20 protein-coding genes are annotated in these 23,594 nt (G+C 67.5%); 19 read left to right on the top strand and 1 reads right to left on the bottom strand.

Annotation, left to right across the window (positions count from 1 at the left end):
• Window positions 1–33 precede the first annotated feature (33 nt).
• The 15 genes from GKZ92_RS15245 to GKZ92_RS15175 all read left to right on the top strand — a co-directional run bounded on the left by GKZ92_RS15245 (window position 34) and on the right by GKZ92_RS15175 (window position 15,555).
• Window positions 34–1,179, top strand: a complete 1,146-nt coding sequence (locus GKZ92_RS15245) for a CaiB/BaiF CoA transferase family protein (protein ID WP_006356740.1) — start codon at window positions 34–36, stop codon at window positions 1,177–1,179.
• Window positions 1,176–2,351, top strand: a complete 1,176-nt coding sequence (locus tag GKZ92_RS15240) for an acyl-CoA dehydrogenase family protein (protein WP_155225398.1) — start codon at window positions 1,176–1,178, stop codon at window positions 2,349–2,351. Before GKZ92_RS15245 ends, GKZ92_RS15240 begins: the two co-directional genes overlap by 4 nt.
• A 13-nt stretch (window positions 2,352–2,364) precedes the next feature.
• Complete coding sequence (locus tag GKZ92_RS15235; protein ID WP_006356742.1) at window positions 2,365–3,318, top strand: acyl-CoA dehydrogenase family protein; 954 nt, start codon at window positions 2,365–2,367, stop codon at window positions 3,316–3,318.
• Between the two features lie 67 nt (window positions 3,319–3,385).
• The gene (locus tag GKZ92_RS15230) at window positions 3,386–4,603 is read left to right on the top strand and encodes an acetyl-CoA C-acetyltransferase (RefSeq protein ID WP_006356743.1); all 1,218 of its coding nucleotides are present in this window, start codon (window positions 3,386–3,388) and stop codon (window positions 4,601–4,603) included.
• 29 nt (window positions 4,604–4,632) lie between these two features.
• On the top strand, window positions 4,633–5,421 hold the full coding sequence (locus GKZ92_RS15225; protein ID WP_006356744.1) for an enoyl-CoA hydratase/isomerase family protein: 789 nt from the start codon (window positions 4,633–4,635) through the stop codon (window positions 5,419–5,421).
• 104 nt (window positions 5,422–5,525) lie between these two features.
• Window positions 5,526–7,121 (top strand): class I adenylate-forming enzyme family protein, encoded by a 1,596-nt coding sequence (locus tag GKZ92_RS15220; RefSeq protein ID WP_006356745.1) that lies wholly within the window; start codon window positions 5,526–5,528, stop codon window positions 7,119–7,121.
• A gap of 3 nt (window positions 7,122–7,124) precedes the next feature.
• On the top strand, window positions 7,125–8,261 hold the full coding sequence (locus GKZ92_RS15215) for a hypothetical protein (RefSeq protein ID WP_155225397.1): 1,137 nt from the start codon (window positions 7,125–7,127) through the stop codon (window positions 8,259–8,261).
• Window positions 8,258–9,268 (top strand): phosphotransferase family protein, encoded by a 1,011-nt coding sequence (locus GKZ92_RS15210; RefSeq protein ID WP_006356747.1) that lies wholly within the window; start codon window positions 8,258–8,260, stop codon window positions 9,266–9,268. The genes GKZ92_RS15215 and GKZ92_RS15210 overlap by 4 nt, the downstream gene beginning before the upstream one ends.
• On the top strand, window positions 9,265–9,651 hold the full coding sequence (locus GKZ92_RS15205) for a hypothetical protein (protein WP_006356748.1): 387 nt from the start codon (window positions 9,265–9,267) through the stop codon (window positions 9,649–9,651). The genes GKZ92_RS15210 and GKZ92_RS15205 overlap by 4 nt, the downstream gene beginning before the upstream one ends.
• A gap of 115 nt (window positions 9,652–9,766) precedes the next feature.
• Complete coding sequence (locus GKZ92_RS15200; RefSeq protein WP_006356749.1) at window positions 9,767–10,972, top strand: acyl-CoA dehydrogenase family protein; 1,206 nt, start codon at window positions 9,767–9,769, stop codon at window positions 10,970–10,972.
• A gap of 61 nt (window positions 10,973–11,033) precedes the next feature.
• On the top strand, window positions 11,034–11,957 hold the full coding sequence (locus tag GKZ92_RS15195; RefSeq protein WP_006356750.1) for an SDR family oxidoreductase: 924 nt from the start codon (window positions 11,034–11,036) through the stop codon (window positions 11,955–11,957).
• On the top strand, window positions 11,954–13,210 hold the full coding sequence (locus GKZ92_RS15190; protein WP_006356751.1) for an FAS1-like dehydratase domain-containing protein: 1,257 nt from the start codon (window positions 11,954–11,956) through the stop codon (window positions 13,208–13,210). Before GKZ92_RS15195 ends, GKZ92_RS15190 begins: the two co-directional genes overlap by 4 nt.
• A 9-nt stretch (window positions 13,211–13,219) precedes the next feature.
• A complete protein-coding gene (locus tag GKZ92_RS15185; RefSeq protein ID WP_006356752.1) occupies window positions 13,220–14,347 on the top strand; it encodes an acyl-CoA dehydrogenase family protein in 1,128 nt (375 codons plus the stop codon).
• Window positions 14,344–15,117, top strand: a complete 774-nt coding sequence (locus GKZ92_RS15180; protein WP_006356753.1) for an enoyl-CoA hydratase/isomerase family protein — start codon at window positions 14,344–14,346, stop codon at window positions 15,115–15,117. The genes GKZ92_RS15185 and GKZ92_RS15180 overlap by 4 nt, the downstream gene beginning before the upstream one ends.
• A 186-nt stretch (window positions 15,118–15,303) precedes the next feature.
• Window positions 15,304–15,555: a hypothetical protein gene (locus tag GKZ92_RS15175; protein ID WP_006356754.1), complete on the top strand. Its 252-nt coding sequence runs from the start codon at window positions 15,304–15,306 to the stop codon at window positions 15,553–15,555.
• A 15-nt stretch (window positions 15,556–15,570) separates the two neighbouring features.
• Here GKZ92_RS15175 and GKZ92_RS15170 read toward each other — a convergent pair whose 3' ends face one another.
• Complete coding sequence (locus tag GKZ92_RS15170) at window positions 15,571–17,844, bottom strand: ATP-binding protein (RefSeq protein WP_155225396.1); 2,274 nt, start codon at window positions 17,842–17,844, stop codon at window positions 15,571–15,573.
• A 418-nt stretch (window positions 17,845–18,262) separates the two neighbouring features.
• On the opposite strand from GKZ92_RS15170, the gene GKZ92_RS15165 reads away from it, so the two are divergent.
• The 4 genes from GKZ92_RS15165 (at window position 18,263) to dnaG (ending at window position 23,593) form a co-directional block, all read left to right on the top strand.
• Window positions 18,263–19,648, top strand: a complete 1,386-nt coding sequence (locus tag GKZ92_RS15165; RefSeq protein WP_006356756.1) for a glycine--tRNA ligase — start codon at window positions 18,263–18,265, stop codon at window positions 19,646–19,648.
• A 147-nt stretch (window positions 19,649–19,795) separates the two neighbouring features.
• Window positions 19,796–20,281 (top strand): cold-shock protein, encoded by a 486-nt coding sequence (locus GKZ92_RS15160; RefSeq protein ID WP_040003886.1) that lies wholly within the window; start codon window positions 19,796–19,798, stop codon window positions 20,279–20,281.
• A complete protein-coding gene (locus GKZ92_RS15155; protein ID WP_006356758.1) occupies window positions 20,274–21,590 on the top strand; it encodes a deoxyguanosinetriphosphate triphosphohydrolase in 1,317 nt (438 codons plus the stop codon). The genes GKZ92_RS15160 and GKZ92_RS15155 overlap by 8 nt, the downstream gene beginning before the upstream one ends.
• A 77-nt stretch (window positions 21,591–21,667) precedes the next feature.
• Complete coding sequence (gene dnaG / locus GKZ92_RS15150) at window positions 21,668–23,593, top strand: DNA primase (protein ID WP_075862993.1); 1,926 nt, start codon at window positions 21,668–21,670, stop codon at window positions 23,591–23,593.
• The last annotated feature ends 1 nt before the right edge of the window (window position 23,594 follow it).

Genomic DNA, 23,594 nt, shown 5'->3' with positions numbered 1-23,594 from the left:
GACCGTGACCGCCGAAGCCGAGAAGGAGCGCTGATGTCCGGACCGCTCACCGGTGTACGGGTGCTCGAGATCGCCAGTGCGGCACCAGCTCCGTTCGCCTGCATGATGCTGGCCGATCTGGGTGCCGACGTGGTCACTGTGGACCGGCCGGCCAAACCCGGCCGCACCCCGCGGCGGCCCAACGATCCGCTGGTGCGGTCGCGCCGCTCAGTCGTCGCCGACCTCAAGAACCCGGCAGGTGTCGCGACCGTGCGTCGCCTGGCCGCGAACGCCGATGTCCTGGTGGAGGGTTTCCGTCCGGGCGTGATGGAACGCCTGGGACTCGGGCCCGACGATCTCGCCGTCGTCAATCCCGGTCTGATCTTCGCCCGGATGACCGGTTACGGCCAGGAGGGCCCGCTGTCTGCTCGTGCCGGCCATGACATCAACTACATCGCGGTCGCCGGGGCGCTCGAGCCGATCGGGCGAGCCGGTGAACGGCCGCTGCCCCCGCTCAATCTCATCGGCGACTTCGGCGGTGGCGGAATGCTCTTGGCGGTCGGCATTCTCGCCGCACTCCACGAGCGGTCGACTTCCGGTCGGGGACAGGTGGTGGATGCGGCGATGGTCGACGGCGCGGCGTTGCTCACCTCGTTCGTCCACGGGGTGCGGGCGGACGGCCACTGGTCCGACGAGCGGGGTACCAATCTCCTCGACGGAGGTGCCCCGTTCTACGACACCTACCTGACCGCGGACGGCCGCTACATGGCGGTCGGCGCCCTGGAGCGTCGCTTCTATCAGCAACTGCTCACGGGGCTGGATCTCGACGACGATCCGGGCTTGCCGGGCCAGATGGACCGCGACGGCTGGCCGGAGCTGCGCTCTCGGTTCGCTGCCGCATTCGCGACGCGCACCCGCCGGGAATGGACCGAGATCTTCGCCGACCTCGACGCCTGCGTGTCTCCGGTACTCGCGCCGGGAGAGGCGCCCGACGGTGAACATGCCGTTGCACGAACGGGATTCATCGATGTCGGCGGGGTTCGCCAACCTGCCCCGGCACCGCGATTCTCGCGGACGCCTGCCGCGACACCGTCCGCGCCCCGCCTGCCCGGCGAGGACACCGAACAAGTGTTGGCGGACTGGGATGCCGGGGGTCTCGCCGGGGGAATCCTCACCGAGAACGAGGTTGCTGCACCATGACCACCGCAGAGTTGCTGACGGTCCCGAACACCGTCGACGAGGCCCGTACCGGCTTCCGTTCCTGGCTCGACGACAACCGGGAATCCCTGGCGGAGTTCCGCGAAACCGGCGGCGAGCTCACCGAGGTCTTCGAACGGCTCGGCCGACTGCAGCGGATGCTGTACGACGCGGGCTGGATCCGCCTGGGCTGGCTTGAGTCGGCCGGTGGTCTCGGTGGCCGGCCGATCCTGCGCGCCATCATCAGCGAGGAGCTCGCAGCCGCGGGCTACCCGCCGCCGTTCTCCTTCGCCACCCAGGAGGTGCTCGGACCCGCCGTCGCCGAGTTCGCATCCACCGAGCTGGCGGCGACGGTCCTCCCGCGATTGCTGCGCGGAGAAGAGACGTGGTGCCAGGGCTTCTCGGAGCCCGGAGCGGGAAGCGACCTCGCGTCGTTACGCCTCAAGGCCGTCCGGGCCGATGGCGGCTGGCGGGTGTCGGGCGAGAAGATCTGGACGAGCTGGGCACAGCTCGCCGACCGCTGTCTGCTGTTGGCACGGACCGGCTCCCTGGACTCGGGCCACCGGGGCATCTCGGCGTTCCTGCTGGACATGGACACGCCGGGAATCACGGTGAGCCAGTTGCGGAGTATGAACGGTGACGACGAGTTCTGTTCACTGTTCTTCGACAACGTCTTCATCCCCGACGAGCGGGTGCTCGGGAAGGTCGACTGCGGCTGGGCCGTCGCCATGCACGTGCTCGCCGGCGAGCGGGGTGCCGCGGCCTGGCAGCGCCAGATCTGGTTACGCTCCCGACTCGACGCCCTCGCCACCGATCCGTCGGCGAACGTCGACGACGCCGTTCTCGGCGAATCGCTGGAACTGCTCGCCGCACTGAGACTCCTGTCGCGACGCACCGTGCGCCGGCTGTCGGCCGGCGAACCGGTGGGATCTACGACGTCGCTGGACAAGCTGGCCATGTCGACGGCCGAGAGATACCTCTTCGACATCGCGCTGGCCGGAAAGACCGAGGACATCGTCTTCGGCGGTCCAGCGGGCGAGAGTCCGGACATCGAGGTCGATGGGGCCATCTGGCGCAACGACTATCTCTACAGCCGGGCGTCGTCGATCTACGGAGGCGCGGCCGAGATCCAGCGCAACATCATTGCCGAACGCCTACTGGGCTTGCCCCGTTGAGGTTGGAGATTCCATGGACGACGACGACATCAGCCAGATCCGAGAAGCGCTGCTGCAGACGGTCGATGCCGACCCCGCCGCAGCACGCGAAGCGGTCACCGAGTTCGGCTGGGACGAACTGCTCGCCGATCAGGAGGACATCGCGGTAGCTACCTTGCTACCGATCTGGGGCCGGTCGCTGGCCCACGGAAGTCTGCTGACCCCGGTGATGCTCTGTGCCGGAGGTGTCGACTCCCCGACCACGACCCGGATCGTGCTGCCGCGCATCAGCTCGTCCGTCGTGCCGGGCCGATACGACGGTGAACGTGTCGTGGTGGATGGTGTGCTCTCCGCCGGAGACGGGCCCATCCTGGTGCCTGCGGCGTCCGACGGCGACATCGTGTTCGCGGTGTGCGAGACACCAGAGCTGCCGACGGGCGATCCCCTCGACCCGACCGCCGGCTGGACCCGCCTCACCGGGACATTCACTGTGACCGAGCAACTTTCGCCGAGTGGGCACACCCCATCGCAGGCGTGGCCGCTCATGGTGGCGGCGGGCCGGCGTGCCCTGACCTACGAGCTGCTCGGAGCAAGCCGCGCGATGCTCGACATGACGGTGGAACACGTCACGTCGCGGCAGCAGTTCGGTCAGGCGCTCGGTTCCTTCCAAGCGGTCAAACACCAACTCGCCGACGTGCACCTCTGGATCGAGGTCGCACAACTGGCCGCCGACGCGGCGTGGGAAGACCGCGGCGAGGCGTCGGCGGCACTGGCCAAGGCGGCCGGCACGCGTGCCTCCGCCACCGCACGCAAGGTCTGTCAGCAGCTCCTCGGCGGCATGGGTTTCACATGGGAACACGATTTCCATCGCTACCTGCGTCGAGCTCTCACGCTCGAACCGCTCCTCGGTGGAAGTGTCGATCTGCACCGTGAACTCGGTGCCGCCCTCCGCGTCGGCTCGGTCAGTCCCGCGCTGGCGCCCCTGTGACCCCTGATCCCCGAAAACTGAAAGCTGGCAACACGATTGCCGGCTTCCCCGATTGTGAGGAGAACCCATGACCGAAGCATGGATCATCGATGGCGTCCGCACGCCGCGCGGTAAGGGCAAGCCGTCGGGCGCGTTGCACGGCGTGCACCCCCAGGAGCTCCTCGGCGGGCTGCTCCGCGCACTGACCGACCGAGGACTGAACGCCGATGACGTCGCCGACGTCATCATGGGCAACGGCGAACATGCCGGAGACCACGCCAACGACGTCGCACGCTCGGCGGTCCTCACCGCCGGTTGGCCGGTGAGTGTGCCGGGCGTGACGATCAACCGGTTCTGCGGTGGTGGGCAGCAGGCGGTGATGGCTGCGGCCACCGGTGTGCTCGCCGGGTGGCAGAACGTTGCCGTCGCCGGCGGCGTCGAGTCCATGTCGCGGCACAGCTACGGTCAGCCGCTCGATGCGAACAACCCGGTTCTCCGCGAGCGCTACCCGCTCGTCCCGCAGGGGATCTCGGCGGACCTCATCGCCACGCTCGAGGGATTCAGCCGCGCCGACGTCGACGCTTTCGCGGCGCGCAGCCAGGAACTCGCGGCGACCGCGATCAAGGAGAACCGCTTCGCTCGGAGTCTGGTGCCCGTGACCGATGCCGCCGGCACCGTGCTGCTCGACGCCGATGAGCATGTCCGTCCGGGCACGACCGCGGAGTCGCTGGCGTCGCTGCCGGCCTCGTTCGCGCGTTCGGGTGCGAAACCCCGCGACGACCGCAGCCGCTCCTTCGACGACATGTGCCGCGAGGTGTACCCGGAAGTCGGCGAGATCCAGCACGTCCACCACGCCGGCAACTCCTCCGGAGTCGTCGACGGTGCTGCGGCAGTGGTGGTGGCCTCCGACGACTACGCCAAGGCACACGGCCTGACCCCGCGGGCCCGCATCGTCACCGGTGCTGTCCTCGGAGCCGAGCCCGTCATCATGCTCACTGCTCCAGGACCGGCGTCGAAGCAGTGCCTCCGCCAGGCCGGGATGAGCGTGGGCGACATCGACCTGTGGGAGATCAACGAGGCGTTCGCCGCCGTTCCTCTCAAGGTCATCAGGGATCTGGCGATCGACCCCGACCGGGTCAATGTCAACGGTGGCGCCATCGCGCTGGGGCACCCGATCGGGGCCACCGGGGCGATGCTCCTCCAGACCGTCGTCGACGAGCTCGAACGACGCGACCTCACAACAGGTTTGGTGACGATGTGCACCGGCGGGGGCATGGCGACCGCGACCATCGTCGAACGAATCTGAGACGTGCCATACCACCCGCGAGGAGAGTCATGAGTTACCGGACAGTCACCGTCGAGCGGCACGGACATGTCGCCGAGCTGCGTCTAGACCGACCCGACCGCCTCAACGCCTTCGACGACGAACTGGTCAACGAGTTGCCCGGTGTGCTGACCGACCTCGCCCGTGACACCGAGGTCCGCGCGGTGGCGTGGACCTCGACCGGACGGCATTTCTCCGCCGGCGGCGACATGGAGACGATTCTGGCCGGATACGCCGATCTGAACGTGCTGCTGCGCGGCGTCGACGACGGGCGACGGCTGTTCCGCGCCTTCGCGGACTTCCCGAAGCCGCTGGTGACGGCCGTGCAGGGCAGCAGCTTCGGGGTCGCGACCAGTCTGGTCTTCACCTCGGACGCCGTGGTCGTCGCGCCGAAGACGAAGCTGTCCGACCCACATGTCCACATGGGGCTGGTGGCCGGTGACGGGGGAGCGGTGACATGGCCGCTGAGTGCGGGCCTGGCCCGGGCGAAGCGGAAGCTGCTCTGGGGCGAGCCCCTCACGGGACCGGAGGCGGTCGAGCTGGGCCTCGCCACCGACCTCGTCGAGTCCGACGAGCAGCTGCGTCCCCGGGCGTTGGAACTGGCCGGTCAGGTCGGGAGTCTGCCGCCGATCGCCACCCAGCTGACCAAGCGGGCGTTGAACAGGGTCCTGTCCCAGCAGACCGATCAGGTGCTGGACGCGGGCTTCTATCTCGAGGCGTTGTCGAACCGCAGCGATGACGTCGTCGAAGCGGTGAACTCCTTCAAGGAGAAGCGCCCCGGGAACTGGTCGGGAACCTGACTCCGGGCAGAAACGGGCGCGCCGAGCCCAATAGATCTAGTAATAAATACTCTAGTAATCTACTATTGAGTTAGCGCCGGAATGGTGCGGGAGAGTGAGGGAGCATGAGCGCCGAGACCGTTCGGGACCTGGTGTGGGGCGAGGAGGTCGTCGAGGCTGCCTACGCCGGTCATCCGGGGCGTATCTATGCGAAGGCTCCCGGTTCTCTGGTGGACCTTCTGCGTACCGCCGGCCCGTGGAATGAACGCGACTTCCTGGTGCAGCGTGACATGCGAATCGGTCACACCGCGTTCCACGCGGCGATCCCGGCGGCGGCCGCATACCTTGCCGCCCTGGGTGTCTCGCGGGGCGACCGGGTGATGCTACACAGCTACAACCGTCCGGAGTTCGCGCTGGCCACCTGCGCGGTGTGGTGGCTCGGCGCGGTGCCGGTGTACGCCAACCGCTGGTGGAGTGCCGATGAGTCCCGGCATGCCATCGAGGTGTCCGCACCGGTCCTCGTGCTCACCGACACTCCTGAGCTCTTCGGCGACGTCGGTATCGTCGTGCGATCCATCGCCGACCTCACCGCCTGCTGGACGAACCCGGTGCCGCACGAGCCCACCGACGGTGTCGACCTCGACGACCCCGCCCTGATCCTGTTCACGTCGGGTAGCTCCGGTGCCCCGAAAGCCGTTGCGCTGTCGTCGCGGTCGGTGATCACCAACCAGCAGAACCTGCTGGTGCGTTCCCGTCGCCTGCCGCACAACCTCGCGCCGGACACACCGCAGCAGGTTGCTCTGGTGTGCACCCCGCTGTTCCACATCGGCGGGGTGTCCAACATCCTGACCAACCTCCTCATCGGCGGCCGAATGGTCATGACGGCCGGCAAGTTCGACGCCGGTGAGATCCTCCGACTCATCGAAGCCGAGCGGGTGCAGACCTGGGGCGGCGTCCCGACCATGGCCATCCGGCTTCTCGAGCATCCCGACTTCGACGCCCACGACCTGTCGAGCCTGCGCTCGTTCCCGCTCGGCGGCGCACCGCTGCCCCCGGCTCTGCTGGACCGGATGACCACCAAGCTGCCGCAGCTCAAGCGGCGTGGTCTGGCCAACACCTGGGGCATGACCGAGACCGGCGGCTTCATGACGGTCGCCGGCAACGCCGACCTCACCGAACGGCCCGGTACGGTCGGCCGACCGTACCCCGTCGTCGAGGTCCGCATCGACGCCCCCGACGATCGGGGCATCGGGGAGGTGCTCGTGCGTGCTCCCACGGTGATGCTCGGCTACGTCGGTCTCGACGACGGCACCGTCGACACCGAGGGTTGGCTGCACACCGGCGATCTCGGTCACCTCGATCCCGACGGCTATCTCTACCTCGACGGCCGCAGCAAGGACATCGTCATCCGGGGCGGCGAGAACATCGCCTGCGCCCACATCGAGAAGGCGATCCTCGGACATCCCTCGATCGTCGAGGCCGCCGTCTTCGGTGTGCCGCACGACGATCTCGGCGAGGAACTGGCCGCGGTGGTGACCCACCGGGCCGCAGAGCCGGTCAGCGTCGACGACCTGGTCGCGCACTGTCGTACCACGCTCGCGTACTTCGAGGTCCCCACCCACTGGCGGATCGACGACACGCCGCTCCCCACCCTCGCCGGGGAGAAGCTGAACAAGAAGGCCATCAAGGCAGACTTCATCGCCGCCGGCCTGGAAGGATGACCGATGTTCCTCAGCCCGGCTGACGAGTACTTCACCCACCAAACCGCACTGACCCACGCCATGGTGGCGACCAGTGACCCGTCGTGGCGCGAGCGCTACTGGGTCAGCTTCCAGGACACCGAATCAGGCGACACGGTCCTCACCCTCGGGCTGGGGCGGTACCCGAACCAGGATGTCATGGAGGCGTTCGCCTGCTTCTCCAGCGGCGAGCGGCAGACCAACCTACGGCTGTCCCGGACCCTGCTGCCCGACAGCCACGGCATGACCGTCGGACCCCTGTCCTGCGAGATCGTCGAACCCCTTGCGCAACTTCGGTTCACCCTGGACGACAATGATTCCGGCTTGCGTTTCGACATCACCTTCGAGGCGACCTTCGAGCCCATGCTCGAGGGAAGGTTCTTCCAGATCAGTCGCGCGCGTGCGACCTACGACGCCATCCGCTACGTCCAGCACGGCCGGGCGCGCGGCTGGATCGTCACCCCCGACGGCCGCCGTATCGAGGTGACGCCCGACCGCTGGTGGGCCGAACGCGACCACTCCTGGGGGACCCGACCGCTGCCTCGTGCCGAAGGGCAACCGCCGGGGGAGCGGCCGGAGTGGAAGATGCTGATGTTCGCACCGCTGCAACTGCCGGACCTCGCCGTGCACATGTACCTGCAGGAGTCGCGTCCGGGGGAACCGGTTCATTTGTCGGCGAGTGCGATTCGCCCACCCGGCGACAACCGGGAACTACCGCCGATCGTCGCCGTCGAGCACGACCTCAAGTGGGCGGAAGACGCCGCGGCGCCGACCCTGCTCGGCGGACGCGTTGTCCTGACCCTGCTCGGTGGCGAGACCACCGAGCTCGAGATCACCGCGTGCAAGGGGCGGGCTCACCTGCGCGGCGGCGGCTATGAGGGCTGGAACGGCTGGCGGCAGGGTCAGTGGCGCGGAGAACTCACCGCCGAGCACGACGAGTGGGACCTCACCGACCGCGACAACTTCTACCGTTACGCGAAAGCGGGATCGGATCACCTCGTCGAGGTGCGTCACGGCGACGACGTCGGTTACGGCGTCATCGAATACATGGTGCTGCCCGGGTACGGCCGCTACGAGGAGGCACTGCCTCCGCCGCGCGCATCACGGTCGGATTCGCGATGACCGGACTGCGTCCGGGGCTGCTCGAACTCCTCGACGGCACCGGGTTCACCGACGCCGACGACCCGGTCCGCCTCGGCGGTGGCAGTTCTCAGGAGAACTGGGCCTTCGAGGCGATCGCCGCAGATGGTCGCCGTCGCCCGCTGTTGCTGCGACGTGCGCCGCAGAGCGGAGTCGTCGACACCGAACGCGACGTCGAGTACGACCTGCTCCGCCGACTGGCGGGCACCGGGCTGCCCGTCGCCGCCGTCCACGCGCTCGATCCCGACGGCTCACTGATGGGACGTCCGGCGATGGTCGTGGACCGTCTCGTCGGCCGCGCCGACCGCGCGGTGCTGCGCGACCGTGATCCGTTGCGGCTCGGATCTTCCGGACGACTCGCTCTCGCCGAAGCGCTGGCAGATCTGTTGGGTAGGGTGCACCGGCTGGACCCGGTAGCGCTGGGCATACCCGGCATCCTGGAATCGCCCGACGATCCCGGGCGCACTGAACTCGATCGGTGGGAGGCCGAGCTCGACGGCGTCGAACTCGGACCACACCCGGCACTCCGCGAGACGATCGCCTGGCTGCGCGCACACCTGCCGGCTCCGTCGCCGATTCGACTGGTCCACGGCGACTTCCGGCCCGCCAACGTCCTCATCCACGGGTGCGCCATCAGTGGGCTCCTCGACTGGGAACTGGCCCACCTGGGCGACCCGCACGACGACCTCGGCTGGTACACGTGCTCGGTCTACCGGAACGAGCACTTCGTCGACGACCGCTGGGGACTCGACGATTTCCTACAGCGGTGGTCGCAGACCTCCGGGCTGGAGGTGGACCGCGAACGGCTGCACTTCTGGCAGGTCATGACCGCGCTCCGGTTGGCCGTCATCGCACTGACCGGTGTGAAGGCATTCTGCGACGGTGCGACCGACCGTCCGGCCGGACCCACTCGCCGGATCGAGCTGATCGCGCTGCGCGAGACCGGACTGCTCGACGGTTCCGGACATCGGTCAGGAGGACGGTCATGAGACCGCGACCATCAGAGATCATCGCCGGCATCCGTACGGTTCTGAAAGATACGGCCGCCCCCTCGTGCAGCGGCGAACATGCGCGCGCACGTCTCGACGAGATCCGCGCGGTACTGGCGCAGGTCGACTGGGACAACGCAGGATTCGAGCTCGCCCAGCGAACAGATCGACTCGAGGTCGCGTTGCGAGAGGCACGGCGGTGGCTCGACGACGAGCTGCCGCCGAAACCCGAGCAGCGGGAGTACGCCGCGATCGAGCAGCACTACGAGCGGCTCGCGGCGCTCGCGGCGGCGGCCTTGACCACGCTCCGTGAGGCCAGGGATCGCGGCCCGGAAGCCGACGCCGCGACGGAGGCATATCAGGGGTTGTTGCGTTCCCTGTGAGGACTACGGTCCGCCGCCCGAGGGCGTCGGTGTGGTGTCGTCACATCCATATAGTCTAGAACTAAACTATTCGATGATAGTGTAAATCTGAGGTTTCGGTGAAGGTGGTGAGATCATGACTCCGACCATTGATGAGTTCGTCGGTGAGGCAAGGCAATTCCTCGGGGCGGTGACCAGGAAGCAGGGCGGGTCGACACCCGACGCGGCGGCCAAGTCGCGATATGCACTGTTCTCCGGTTCGACCGACGCCGAGTTGACCGCGGCGGTCGACTATCAGCGAGCGGCGTTCGACGCAGGGTTCGGCTGGATCACCGGTCCGTCGGACCTCGGTGGTTCCGGACTGTCGGGTGCCTACGAGAGGGCCTTCGCGGCCGTCGAACGCGAGTTCCCGATCCCTTCGAAGGGGCCGCTGTCGGTGAGCCTGGGCATGGTTGCCCCGACCCTCGCGCAGTTCGGTTCTCCGGAGGCGACGGTTAAGTGGCTCACAGGGTTACGGCGTGCCGACATCATCGGCTGCCAGCTGTTCAGTGAGCTCGCCGCCGGGTCAGATCTGGCTGCGGTGCGCACCAGGGCGGTGCAGGACGAGGGCAGCGGGGAGTGGACGCTCAACGGGCAGAAGGTCTGGACTTCGGGGGCGCACTACTCCGACATCGGGATCGCGCTCACCTGCACGAGCGACGGTCCACGGCACAAGAACATGACCGCCTTCGTCGTGGACATGCGGACCCCCGGCGTCGACGTGCGACCGCTGCGTCAGATCACCGGTGCGGCCGACTTCAACGAGGTGTTCCTGACCGACGTGACGCTGCCCGACTGGTGCCGTCTCGGCGAGGTCGGACAGGGCTGGTCGGTCGCCATCGCGATGCTCATGCACGAACGGAACGCCATCGGGGGATCGTCGAGCGGCGGCAGCGGCTTGTTCCGGATGGACGACCTCGCGGCCTGGATTCGGGATCTCGGTCGCCACAAGGACCCCGCGGTGATCGAGGCCTTCGCCAGGGTCTACTCGGGCGTCACCTCCGCCAAGGCGATGCGCCGCCGAGCCGACGCCAATCTCAAGGCCAACGGCGTTCCGGGTCCGGAGATGTCGCTCGGCAAGCTCGCGCTGACGGCAAATCTGCAGGCGCTCAGCGACCTCGTGACAACCGTGCTGGGTCCGCGCCTGATCGCGGACATCGGCGTACCGCGCACCTATGCCTGGTCGGAGTTCGTGCTCAGCGTGCCGGGGATGCGCATCGGCGGCGGTACCGATGAGATCCACCGCAATACGGTGGCCGAACGCTTTCTCGGTCTTCCCAAGGACAAACCGGCTCGAACCTAGTTGCCGGCAACCGATTTCGTCGCCCCGCATACGGGCGACGACTCACAAGTAAGGAAATTCGATGGGACACCTCGACGGAAAGACAGTCATCGTCACCGGCGCCGGCCGCGGCATCGGACGTGAGCATGCTCTGCTGTTCGCGGCGGAGGGCGCCAACGTGGTCGTCAACGACCTCGGTGGTTCGCAGGACGGCAGCGGCGCCGCAACCGGTCCGGCCCAGGACGTGGTCGACGAGATCGCCGCGGCGGGCGGTCGCGCCGTCGCCAACGGTGACGACGTCGCCGACTCGGCGGGCGCCAACCGGATCGTGGCCACCGCGATCGACACCTTCGGCGGCGTCGACGGACTGGTGAACAACGCGGGAATCCTGCGGGACCGCGTGCTGGTGAACATCGACGACGATGACTGGGATCTCGTACTGCGGGTGAACCTCCGCGGTACCTTCCTCATGACCCGCGAGGTCTCACGCTTCTGGCGCGAGCGGAGCAAAGCCGGCGAGCAGGTTGCCGGATCGGTGGTCAACACCAGCAGCGAATCGGGCGTCTTCGGCAACCCGGGGCAGACCAACTACTCCGCTGCCAAGGCCGCGGTCGCGAGTCTCACCCAGGTCGCCAGCAAGGAACTGGCACGCTACGGCGTGCGGGTGAATGCGATTCTGCCGCAGGCACGGACGCGGCTCACCGAGGGTGCATTCGGCGACGCTCTGGCCGGCAAGGAAGGCGAGTTCGATCGCTTCGACCCGGCCAACGTGTCACCCTTCGTCGGGTACCTGCTCGCGGCGGAGTGCCCGCTCACCGGCGAGGTCTTCCTGGTCGGCGGTTCGCGCGTGCAGCGGATCAAGCCGTGGGCCAAGGATTCGGAGTGGAAGCTCATGACCGACGGTCGGTGGACTCTCGACGCGCTGGCCAAAGCCGTCGCCGACGCCGGCATCCCCAGCGGCGGCAGCACCTGGACCGCCAACCCGGAAAAGGCGGCTGCGAAATGACCACCACCGAAACAACTCCGGCGACAACTGCGGTGTCGACGACGTCTGATGCGGTGGACAAGACCACCGAGGCCAAGATGCCCGAGGCGGTCATCACCGACGAGATGATCGCGTCGATGGAAGCCCGTGCGGGTGTCGACCTCCGGATCGACCACTCGATCAACAACGAAGAAGCCACCCGCATCGCGGTGATCAAGTTCGCCGGCGGGATCGGTGACATCAACCCGTTGTGGACCGACGCCGAGCACGCCGAACGATCCGATTACGGTGCGCCGGTGGCGCCTCCGTCCTTCGTCATCGGGTGCTTCTCCGGCATCCAGTTCGGCTGGCCCGGACTCGGCGCTTTCCACAACGCCACCCAGGCACGTTTCCACCAGCCGGTCTACTGGGGCGACACGATCACCGCGACCTGCCGATACGATGGCTTCACCGGCCCGCGTCCGAGCAAGTTCGCCGGCCGGATGGTGACCGATCACTTCGTCAACACCTACCGCAACCAGCACGGTGAGCTCGTCGCCGAGATCGACTGGCAGGTGGTTAATTTCGAGCGCGGTTCGGCGAAGTCGCGCTCGAAGTCGGCAGTGAAGGACTCGGGCAGGCCGGAACTGGTCCTACCGCATCCGTGGCAGGAGGAGGAGATCCGCGAGGTCGAGGAGCGGGTTCTCGACGAGCAGCCGCGCGGCGCTGAACCGCGCTACTGGGAGGACGTGCAGGTCGGCGACGCGATCCAGACCCTCACCAAGGGACCGATCGGCCTGACCGACGAGGTCGCCTTCATCGCCGGCGGCGGCACCCCGATCCCGCGACTCAAGGCGCACGCCGCCGCACTGGTCGACTACCAGGCGCACCCGGCGTGGTCGTTCCGCGACCAGGTCATGGGATCCAGCGAGCCGATCTACGCGGTCCACTACAACAAGGCGGCCGCCAATGCGATGGGCGTGGCCTTCCAGTACGACGTCGGCTTCCAGCGGCAGTGCTGGCAGACGCAACTGCTCACCAACTGGTGCGGTGACGACGGCTGGGTGCGCGATTGCAGTTCCGAGTACCGGGGCTTCGTTTACCTGTCCGACGTGGTCACCCTCGGCGGCGAGGTCACCGGCAAGTCGGTGGGCCAGGACGGCGAACATCTGGTGGAACTGCGCACCTTCGCACGCAACCAGCGCGGCGCCGATGTCATGCCCGGAACGGCGACGATCGCGCTGCCGACCCGCGACGCGACGTCGCCGGTCGCGCGTCGAGCCCGAACGGACTAGGGGATCGCGATGGCAATCGATGCACAGGAACGTGCGGCTCTGGCCGAGGCGGTGCGCGACGCCTCCTCGGCCGGGCCGCGCGAGTTCCTCGACGATCACGGCCGACCCCAACGGGACGGGCAACTGTGGAAGGTCCTGACCGAGCAGATGGGACTCGGCGGACTGCTCGTCCCCGAGGCTGACGGGGGCGCGGGTGCAGGGGTCGCGGAGCTGGCAGTCGTTCTCGAAAATCTCGGCGCCACACTGGCCGTGGTGCCGGCGCTGTCATCCATCGGCATCGCCGGAACGCTGCTCCGCGTCGCCGGGACCACGCAGGCCCGCGCGATGTCCGTCCGGCTCTCCGAAGACGGGCTGGCCGCGACCGTCTGCTGGCCGGACCCGGCGTCGATGCCACCCGCCGGTGTCTCGGCGACTGCTTGTCGCGCCACCGACAGTGAATCTGTCATCGTCAGCGGACGCGCCGAGTTCGTCCTCGACGGTGCGGACGCAGACGTTGTGCTGGTGCCGGTCACCATCGACGGAACCGACGCGATCGTGGCCGTCGACACGGCGGCGCCCGGCCTCACCCGAACCGCGATGACAGGTCTCGACCTCACCCGGGGAATGGCTGTCGTGGAATTCCTCGATGCACCGGGAACCCTTGTCGCCGACAATGTCTCCCTGGAGACAGCGGCGGATCTGGCGCTTGTGCTCATCGCCGCCGAACAGGTGGGCATCGCCCAGCAATGTCTCCAGGTGGCGGTCGCGTGGGCCAAGGACCGCGTGCAGTTCGACCGTCCCATCGGTCAGTTCCAGGCGATCAAACATCAGCTCGTGGATCTGCTCATGGCCACCGAACTCGCGCGTTCGGCCCTCGATGTGGCGGTCGCGGCTGCCGACGCCTATCTCGCCGCACCATCGGATGCAGTCGCGCGAGAGCTGTCGGTCGCCGCGAGCGCGGCCAAAGCCCGATGTGGTGACGCGGCGATGGTCGTCGCCGACGAGTGCCTGCACATCCTCGGCGGCATCGGGTTCACCTGGGAACACGACGCACATCTGTACCTACGGCGGGCCAAGGCGCTGGAAGTCCTGATGGGCACGCCCGCCGATCACCGGTCGCGATATGCCGTTCTACTGCTGGAGGATTCCGCCCGATGACTGATCCCACTGTCCTGCTCGAGGTCGATGACGCCGGGGTGGCCACCTTGACCTGGAACCGTCCGGACCGCAAGAACGGTCTCAACAAGGACATGGTTGACGAGGCGATCGTCGCCCTGGAACAGGTGTGGGCCGATGACCGCTGCCGCGTGCTGGTGATCACGGGCGCCGGTTCGGCGTTCTGCTCCGGTATGGATCTCGCCGAGAAGATCCTTCCCGACGAGATGACGTTCATGCGTCGGGTCGGTCACCTGTGCACGCTGATCCACGACCTACCGATCCCGGTGATCGCGAAGGTGCGTGGTGGTGCAGTCGGGTACGGCGCGAACCTCGCTCTGTGCGCGGATCTGGTGGTGGCCGGTGAGGACGCGGTCTTCGGCGAGATCTTCGCCGAGCGCGGCCTGTCGATCGACGGCGGGGGCTCGTGGTCGGTTCCCCGGCTCGTCGGGCTCGGCCGCGCAAAGGAGATCATGTTCCTCGCCTCTCGTGTGACCGGGCCCGAAGCGAGGGAGATGGGGCTGGTGAACCGCTGCGTTCCCAATGCCGACGTCGACGCCGTGGTCGGCGACTGGGCGAGGCGACTGGCCGACGGTCCCCGCCGGGCGCTGTCGGTGATCAAGCAGCAACTCAACGCGTCGTTCGAACGGTCCTTCGCCGACGCGATCGAGTCCGAGGCGGTGGGGCAGGCGTACTCGTTCCGCTCGAAGGAATCACGCGAGGGAGCTCGGGCCTTCTTCGAGAAGCGCATCCCGGACTTCCGTTCTTGCTGACGCACGGGCGACGATCCACCGCTGTGGCCGGCTCCGCAATGGAACGATGTGGGACCGATGTGTCGTGATTCACGTGCGCGCAGCGCGTGTGACCCAGCTCATAGGTAGTGACTTAGGTACTTCTGCGAATGGAAACGAGCGTCTCCCGCGACCAAGCTTGTAGGTGGCAACAAGGAGGCCTCAGGAATGAACGCAACGCAGCTAGACGTACTGGAGCGGGTCGCCATCGACGAGTTGGCGGATCGGGTGTGTGGCTCGAACGGCGCGGTGGCCCCGCCCGCCCGGCGGGAATCCATTGGCACCGACATCGGCACGATGCGCCGGCTCGTCGAACTGGGACTGGTCACCGACACTGCGGACGCTGCCTGCGGACGCCGGCACCGGATGACGCCGGCCGGGGTCGAGGCCCTGGCCTATCTTTCCTCGGTGGCCGAGTGATAAACGGCCCAGCAGTCAACCGTCGACGCCGGCGCTGACCCACCGGGCAATCTGGGTTCGGGACCGAAAACCCAGCTTGGTCAGGATGTGGTCGACGTGGGCATCGACGGTACGGGGCGAGATCGTGAGCTTGGTGGCGATCTCCCTGTTCGTCAAACCCTCCGCCACCAATGCGGCGACCTGGTTCTCGCGGCGGGTCAAGACCGACCGAGACGACGCCGTCGAGCGGGTCACGGGAGCGGCACCGGCTCTGCGGGCCAGTCGCACCGCGTCATCGAGCGGCAGGGCCCGGCCTCGGGCGACGGCAGACTCGAAAGTCTCGTCACCGAGGACCCCGCGTAACCGGTTCTCGATGGTGCTCGTGACCGTGCTGAGCGCTGCCTGCGCCAGCTTCATCTGGCTGTGACGGTGCCACACCGTGCGAGCCGCCCCAAGCAGCGTGGCCGCACGTTCGGGCTCGTCCTCGGCCGCGCAGCAACCGATCACCTCGATGCAGACCGCGACCATGCCGGGATAATCGAATGCCTCGTACAACTCGATCGCCGTGAGCATGAACGATTCTGCGGCGACGATGTCGCCCTGATGCCAGCGGAGAATTCCCAGCGGCCCCAGTGCGAGTGCTTTGACCAGATGCGCACCGTGGCGATCGGCGAACTCCAGGCCCCGGATGGCGTACTGCTCGGCCTCGTCGTCCTCGAGGATGAGCGCGTAAAGCGCCGACAGCGGCATGCAGTCGGCGACCACGCCGTCATCCGCCCGGCCCCCACCCGGTTCGACCGCCCGCTCGGCGAGCTCGAAAGCCCGGACATTGTCGTGACGCAGCGACGCCCCCAGAGCGGCCGCGAAACACGCGATGCCGGCGAACCGGCCTATCCCGAGACTTTCAGTCAGGTCGTGATGCTCGTGAAGGTAGGACTCCGCCAGCTCGACTTCGCCGACCAGGAAGCCCAGGACGCTCCCTACGACGAGCGCCTCGGCCCGCGGCTCGGCGGGCTCCACGACCTCCTCGATCGTCCGGCAGGTCCACTGGAAGCCCTCGAGTAGCGTGCCCGACTGCGACCAGTAGGGACGAAGTGCGCGCACCATCGCGGCGGCCGTCGCGGCTTCGGCTGTCTCGCTGAGGCTGAAGCTCAGGGCCTCCCGGAGATTCGCGTGTTCGGCGCGGGTGCTGCGGAACCACTCGATGTCGTCCGGGCTGCAGTAATCGGTGTACGACCGTTCGGCCAGGCGCAGGAAGTAGTCGCGATGCCGGACCCTGATCGCGGGCGCATCGCCGGAGGACTCCAGCTTGTCGAGCGCGTACTGGCGCATCGGCCCGAGCAGCCGGTAGCGTTCTCGTGTGGCATGGTCGTCGACTCGAACGATCATGGATTTGTCGAGCAACCCGATCAACTCGCGAAGCACCCCGGAGCCGGAGCCGGAGCGCAGGCAGACTCCGTCGGCGGTTTCCGCGGTGAAGCCGCCGACGAAAACGGAAAGCTGTTCCCACACCTGGCGTTCTCGCTCGGAGCACAGCTGATAGCTCCAGTCGGCAATGGATTCCACGGTGCGGTGCCGCGGCGTGCGACCCGGTTCGGCCGACGTCAGCAGCGTGCTGTCGCCGAGTCGCGCGGCGATCTCGGCGGGACCGAAGATCCTGATGTTCGCCGCCGCGAGTTCGATGGCCAGCGGCAGTCCCTCGAGCTGGCGGCAGATGTCCTCGATGGCGGCACGGTTGTCGTTCGTGATCCGGAAATCGGGCTGGGCGGCGGAGGCGCGTTCCTCGAAGAGCAACATGGCCTCGCCCAGCCCGCCGGACGATTCGACGGTCAGCGGACTCACCGGAAAGAGTTGTGCGCCTTCGACTCCCAACACGTGCCGACTCGTCGCCAGAATCTTGACGGACGGTGCGGCAGACAGAATCCGACGAACCAGGCCGGAGCAGGCGTCGATGAGGTGCTCACAGTTGTCGAGGACCAGCAGGAGTCTCTTAGTCCGCAGGTGCTCGGCGAGGAGCCCGAAGGCGTCGGCGGAATCGGTGCGAAGCCCGAACATTCCGCAGATGGTCTGGGTCAGCAGGCCGCTGTGGCGGAGGTCGGCCAGCTCGACGACCCAGACGCCGTCCGGGAAATCGCGGCGCACGCTCGCTGCGACTGCCACTCCAAGACGCGACTTGCCGACTCCGCCGACGCCGGTGAGCGTCAACAGGCGTGTGGTTCCGAGGAGCTTCCTCGCTCGGGTCAGATCGTCACGCCGACCGACAAAGCTGGTCAGTTCCACCGGCAGGTTGCCGGTCGGCCGCGAAGTCATCGGCCCAGTATCTCACTTCGCCCGATCGTCCGAGTGGAGCGTCGCGCGCCGAAAACCGGTCCGAGATCCGCGCGCAGCACGGATCGTCCGGGTCGTGGACCCGGTGGGCAGCATGCAGACTTTGTTCGCACGGTGAATAGTTTACAAATCAGATAAATGCGGCCGCGGCGCCGTCGGTCGTCCGGTTGCTGAGCCGACCCGATTCCGGCGGTTGATCGACGCCGTCGACATCGACGTCTACGACCACGGATCGAAGTGTTCTCCGAGGAGGCGTAAACACCACTGCATTCGGGAACAGAGCATGTGCTCGGTAGTCTGTAAGGGTTGCCGTGCGCGCGCCTGACCCCACCCGGTCGCACCGCGCACGAGCAGGACAGTTCAAAAGCCGAATACCTCAACCCGTGGAGAGCAGTTAACCGTGGCCGCCCAGTCCAAAGTGGAATCCGTCGTCAACCTCGCCAAGCGCAGGGGTCTGGTCTACCAGTGCGGTGAGATCTACGGCGGCACCAAGTCGGCCTGGGATTACGGCCCGCTCGGCGTCGAACTCAAGGACAACATCAAGCGGCAGTGGTGGCGGAACATGGTCATCAGCCGTGAGGACGTCGTCGGTCTCGACTCGTCGGTCATCCTGCCGCGCCAGGTCTGGGAGGCGTCGGGCCACGTCGAGGTGTTCACCGATCCGCTCGTCGAGTCGCTGCACACCCACAAGCGCTACCGCGCCGATCACCTGATCGAGGCCTACGAGGCCAAGCACGGCCACCCGCCGGAGAACGGCCTGGCCGACATCAACGACCCGGAGACCGGCCAGCCCGGCAACTGGACCGAGCCCAAGGCGTTCAGCGGTCTGATGAAGACCTTCCTCGGCCCCGTCGACGACGAAGAGGGGCTGCATTACCTCCGTCCGGAGACCGCGCAGGGCATCTTCGTGAACTTCAAGAACGTGATGACCACCGCGCGCAAGAAGCCGCCGTTCGGCATCGCGCAGATCGGCAAGAGTTTCCGCAACGAGATCACGCCGGGCAACTTCATCTTCCGCACGCGCGAGTTCGAGCAGATGGAGATGGAGTTCTTCGTCAAGCCGGGCGAAGACGAAGAGTGGCACCAGTACTGGATCGATCAGCGCTTCAACTGGTACACGAACCTGGGTATCGATCCGGAGAACCTGCGACTCTACGACCACCCCAAGGAGAAGCTGTCGCACTACTCCAAGCGGACCGTCGACGTCGAGTACAAGTTCGGTTTCGCCGGCAACCCGTGGGGCGAGCTCGAAGGCGTCGCGAACCGCACCGACTACGACCTCTCGACCCACAGCAAGCACTCCGGTGAGGACCTGTCGTTCTTCGACCAGGCCACCGGCGAGCGCTACACGCCGTACGTCATCGAGCCGGCAGCCGGTCTGACCCGTTCGCTGATGGCGTTCCTGTGCGACGCCTACACCGAGGAGGAGGTGCCGAACGCCAAGGGCGGCACCGACACCCGAACGGTGCTGCGCCTCGACCGTCGCCTCGCCCCGATCAAGGTCGCGGTCCTGCCGCTGTCGCGCAACGAGAAGCTGTCGCCGAAGGCGCGCGATCTCGCCGCCGAACTGCGCAAGCACTGGAACGTCGAGTTCGACGACGCGCAGGGAATCGGCAAGCGTTACCGCCGTCAGGACGAGATCGGCACGCCGTTCTGCGTGACCGTCGACTTCGACACCCTCGACGACCAGGCCGTGACCGTGCGTGAGCGCGACACCATGAGCCAGGAGCGCGTGGCCCTCGACAAGGTCGCCGAATATCTCGGCGGCAAGCTGCTCGGCGCCTGATCGCCCGCCGCCACACCCGGGTACCGGGTGTGGCGGAACGGTCACGATTCCGCCTGACCTGCTGATGTCTGTCACACTTGATGGCGAGTTGTCGCGCGGAGGAGGGCATGGGGCCGTCATGTGCGCGACGAGAGAGTGAGTGGAGTCGTGTCTGTCAGCGGGAAAGTCGTTCATTACGACGCAAATCGGGGATTCGGGTTCTTGGCGCCGGAGTCGGGCGGTGCCGATGTGTTCCTCCACATCAACGACATCGACATCGACGAGAGCTCGCTGAAGCCGGGTGCCAAGGTGTCGTTCGACATCGAGGAGACCGATCGCGGTTCCAAGGCGATCAACGTCGCCGTGACCGAGGCGGCTCCGGCCGACGATTCGGCAGGTGCGCGTGCGCATCGTCGCGACGAGCACCACGGTCGTGGGGATCGCGGCGATCGGGGCCACCGTCGTGACGATCGTGACGACCGCGGCAGCCGACGCCCGCGCGGCGGCCGCGGTTCGCTCGATGCAGGCGCCTTCACCGAGGAGCTGACCGAGTTGCTCCTCGACGCCGACGACGACCTCACCGCACGCCAGATCGTGGCCATCCGCCAGCGGGTCACCGATTTCGCGGTCGGCCGGGGCTGGGTGCTTGACTAGCACCCAATCCGGTTCCGGCGCTGCCGGCCATGTCCTCCCGGCCGTGGCCGCCTACGGCGACGAGGCCGTCGAACGTTATGTCCCCGAGGGTGCCAAGGTCGCGAGTCTTCCGGGCACCCGAACGGATCATCGCAGCGATTTCGCGCGCGACCGTGCGCGCGTGCTGCACTCTGCCGCGTTGCGTCGGCTGGCCGACAAGACACAGGTCGTCGGACCACGCGAAGGCGACACCCCGCGTACCCGGCTGACTCATTCTCTCGAGGTGGGTCAGATCGGGCGGGGCATCGCCATCGGCCTGGGTGCCGAACCCGACCTCGTCGAACTCGCCGGCCTCGCCCACGACATCGGGCATCCGCCGTACGGGCACAACGGGGAACGGGCGCTCGACGAGGTGGCCGTCGACTGTGGCGGCTTCGAAGGCAACGCGCAGAACCTCCGCATCCTCACGCGGCTGGAACCGAAGCTGCTCGACGCCGACGGCGTCAGTGCGGGCCTCAATCTGACGCGCGCGTCGCTCGACGCGACGCTGAAGTACCCGTGGACGCGGCGTAGTCCCGGCGGAAAGTTCGGCGCCTACGACGACGATGCCGCGACGCTGGACTGGGTTCGCCGGGACGCCCCGGGGGGCCGGAAGTGCATCGAGGCGCAGATCATGGACTGGTCCGACGACGTCGCGTACTCCGTGCACGACCTCGAGGACGGCGTCATCGGCGGTCGTATCGACCTCCGCAGCCTCGGCGACCCGCAGGACCGTCGGGAGATGGCCGAGATCGGCGCCAAGGAATTCCCGGGCCTCGACCCGGAGGCACTCGTCGACGCGGCCCAGCGACTCTACGAGATGGACATCGTGCGGGCGGTCGGCGTCTTCGACGGCACGCTCGACTCCTACGTCGCCCTCAAGCGACTGACCAGTGAGCTCATCGGGCGGTTCGCGTCGGCGGCCATCACCGGCACCCGTGCGGTGGTCGGGGACCGGCCGGTGTCGCGCTACGACGCCGACCTCGAGGTGCCGCCGCTCATCGCCGCCGAGGTCCCGATGCTCAAGACCATGGCGCTGCGGTTCATCTTCTCCAACGAACGCCACAAGTCGACCCAGCAGCGTCAGCGGGAACGCATCCACCGCGTCGCGAACTGGTTCGCCGAAGCCGCTCCCGGCGGACTCGACCCGATCTTCGTGCCCTGGTGGAACGCCGCAACCGACGACGCCGCCCGGATGCGGGTGATCGTCGACCAGATCGCGTCGATGACCGAGGGCCGCCTGGAACGCACCGACAAGCAGAACTCCGGGGCTCAGGCGCACCTGGGGTGAGGTCGGTCGGCCGGGTGCTGTCGGCGTGTGTGAAGCGCCCGGTCATCCCCGCGTCGGGAGGTCACTACACTGGACCCGTGGCAGGCCGAATCCCCGATCGTGACATCACGGCGATCCGTGAGCAGACGAGGATCGAGGACATCGTCGGCGACTACGTCGCACTGCGCCGCGCCGGCGCCGACAGCCTCAAGGGACTGTGCCCGTTCCACGACGAGAAGTCGCCGTCGTTCCACGTCCGTCCCAACCACGGTCACTTCCACTGCTTCGGCTGCGGTGAGGGCGGCGACGTCTACAGCTTCCTGCAGAAGCAGGAGCACGTCAGCTTCGTCGAGGCCGTGGAGCAGCTCGCCGACCGGCTCGGCTACCAGATCAACTACGAGGGTGGCGGCACCGCGATCAAGCGGGACCGTGGCACGCGCGCCCGACTCGTCGCCGCCAACGCCGCTGCTGCGAAGTTCTACCAGGCCGCCTTGCAGACCCCGGAGGCGCAGGCGGCGCGGGACTACCTGTCCGAGCGCGACTTCGACGCCGCGGCCGCCGTCCAGTTCGGCTGCGGATACGCGCCCGCCGGCTGGGACACGATGACCAAGGCCCTGCTGTCGCAGGGTTTCGAGTTCAGTGAGCTCGAGGCGGCCGGCCTGTCCAAGCAGGGCCGCAAGGGCCCCATCGACCGATTCCACCGTCGACTCCTCTGGCCCATCCGCAATCTCGGCGGCGACATCATCGGCTTCGGTGCCCGCAAGCTCTACGACGACGACAACCTCGGAAAGTACATGAACACGCCGGAGACCATGCTGTACAAGAAGTCTCAGGTGTTGTTCGGGCTCGACCACGCGAAGAAGAGTATCGCCAAGGGGCATCAGGTCGTCGTGGTCGAGGGTTACACCGACGTCATGGCCATGCATCTCGCCGGCGTCACCACCGCCGTCGCCTCGTGTGGCACGGCCTTCGGTGAAGACCATCTCGCGCTGATCCGTCGCCTGATGATGGACGACTCGTACTTCCGCGGTGAGGTGATCTACACCTTCGACGGCGACGACGCCGGAAAGGCCGCGGCCCTCAAGGCTTTCGAGGGGGAGCAGTCCATCTCCGGCCAGACGTTCGTGGCCATCGCGCCCGACGGCATGGACCCGTGTGAACTCCGTCAGGCCCGGGGCGACACCGCGGTCCGCGACCTCATCGCTCGCCGGGTGCCGATGTTCGAGTTCGCGATCAAGACACTGCTCACCGAACACGACCTGGACACCGCCGAGGGTCGCGTGCATGCCCTGCGTGACACGGTCCCCGTCGTTGCCCGCATCAAGGACATCGCGCTGCGCGACGAGTACGCCCGACAGCTCGCCGGCTGGGTCGGCTGGGAGGAAGTCAGCCAGGTTCTCGGTCGCGTGCGCGAAGAGGGCGCGAAGATCCGGAAGGCAAAAGGCGGCGGGGATTCCGGGCGCAGTGGCCGGCGCGGTGCTCCGGCACGCAACCGGCCGGAGGCGGAGGCGGCGCCGACGTCCGCACGCCCCCAGCCGAACGACCCGCGGCTGTGGCCGCAGCGTGAAGCCCTCAAGGCTGCGCTGCAGTACCCGGCGATCGCCGGCACCGTCTTCGACTCGCTGCCCGTCGAATGCTTCGACGAACCCGCGTATGCCATTGTGCGGCAAGCGATGATCAGTATCGGCGGCACGTCGTCGGGTCTGGGTGGGGCCGCCTGGGTCGACTCCGTCCGCAACGCCGTCGACGATCCGGTCATCGACCCGCTGGTCACCGAGCTCGCCGTCGAGTCGATGCCCGTCGATGAGGAGAACATCGCGCGCTACATCACCAGCGTCCTCGCCCGGTTGCAGGAGGTGTGGGTCGGTTCGCAGATCGCCGACATCAAGTCCCGTCTACGCCGGATGGCCCCGAGCGACGACCCGGACGGCTACAACGCCGTCTTCGGCGATCTCGTGGCGCTGGAGGCGTATCGCCGCAGCCTGCTGGAGCAGGCACTGGACCCGACGGTCGGCGCCGGCTGAG

It is taken from the genome of Gordonia sp. 135 (assembly GCF_009720185.1).
Taxonomy (GTDB): domain Bacteria; phylum Actinomycetota; class Actinomycetes; order Mycobacteriales; family Mycobacteriaceae; genus Gordonia; species Gordonia alkanivorans.
This window is presented reverse-complemented; position numbering and strand designations above follow the sequence as displayed.

Coding starts and splice junctions, on each gene's coding strand:
- GKZ92_RS15245 (WP_006356740.1), top strand. CDS start 34: ATGTCCGGACCGCTCACCGGTGTACGGGTGCTCGAGATCGCCAGTGCG.
- GKZ92_RS15240 (WP_155225398.1), top strand. CDS start 1,176: ATGACCACCGCAGAGTTGCTGACGGTCCCGAACACCGTCGACGAGGCC.
- GKZ92_RS15235 (WP_006356742.1), top strand. CDS start 2,365: ATGGACGACGACGACATCAGCCAGATCCGAGAAGCGCTGCTGCAGACG.
- GKZ92_RS15230 (WP_006356743.1), top strand. CDS start 3,386: ATGACCGAAGCATGGATCATCGATGGCGTCCGCACGCCGCGCGGTAAG.
- GKZ92_RS15225 (WP_006356744.1), top strand. CDS start 4,633: ATGAGTTACCGGACAGTCACCGTCGAGCGGCACGGACATGTCGCCGAG.
- GKZ92_RS15220 (WP_006356745.1), top strand. CDS start 5,526: ATGAGCGCCGAGACCGTTCGGGACCTGGTGTGGGGCGAGGAGGTCGTC.
- GKZ92_RS15215 (WP_155225397.1), top strand. CDS start 7,125: ATGTTCCTCAGCCCGGCTGACGAGTACTTCACCCACCAAACCGCACTG.
- GKZ92_RS15210 (WP_006356747.1), top strand. CDS start 8,258: ATGACCGGACTGCGTCCGGGGCTGCTCGAACTCCTCGACGGCACCGGG.
- GKZ92_RS15205 (WP_006356748.1), top strand. CDS start 9,265: ATGAGACCGCGACCATCAGAGATCATCGCCGGCATCCGTACGGTTCTG.
- GKZ92_RS15200 (WP_006356749.1), top strand. CDS start 9,767: ATGACTCCGACCATTGATGAGTTCGTCGGTGAGGCAAGGCAATTCCTC.
- GKZ92_RS15195 (WP_006356750.1), top strand. CDS start 11,034: ATGGGACACCTCGACGGAAAGACAGTCATCGTCACCGGCGCCGGCCGC.
- GKZ92_RS15190 (WP_006356751.1), top strand. CDS start 11,954: ATGACCACCACCGAAACAACTCCGGCGACAACTGCGGTGTCGACGACG.
- GKZ92_RS15185 (WP_006356752.1), top strand. CDS start 13,220: ATGGCAATCGATGCACAGGAACGTGCGGCTCTGGCCGAGGCGGTGCGC.
- GKZ92_RS15180 (WP_006356753.1), top strand. CDS start 14,344: ATGACTGATCCCACTGTCCTGCTCGAGGTCGATGACGCCGGGGTGGCC.
- GKZ92_RS15175 (WP_006356754.1), top strand. CDS start 15,304: ATGAACGCAACGCAGCTAGACGTACTGGAGCGGGTCGCCATCGACGAG.
- GKZ92_RS15170 (WP_155225396.1), bottom strand. CDS start 17,844: ATGACTTCGCGGCCGACCGGCAACCTGCCGGTGGAACTGACCAGCTTT.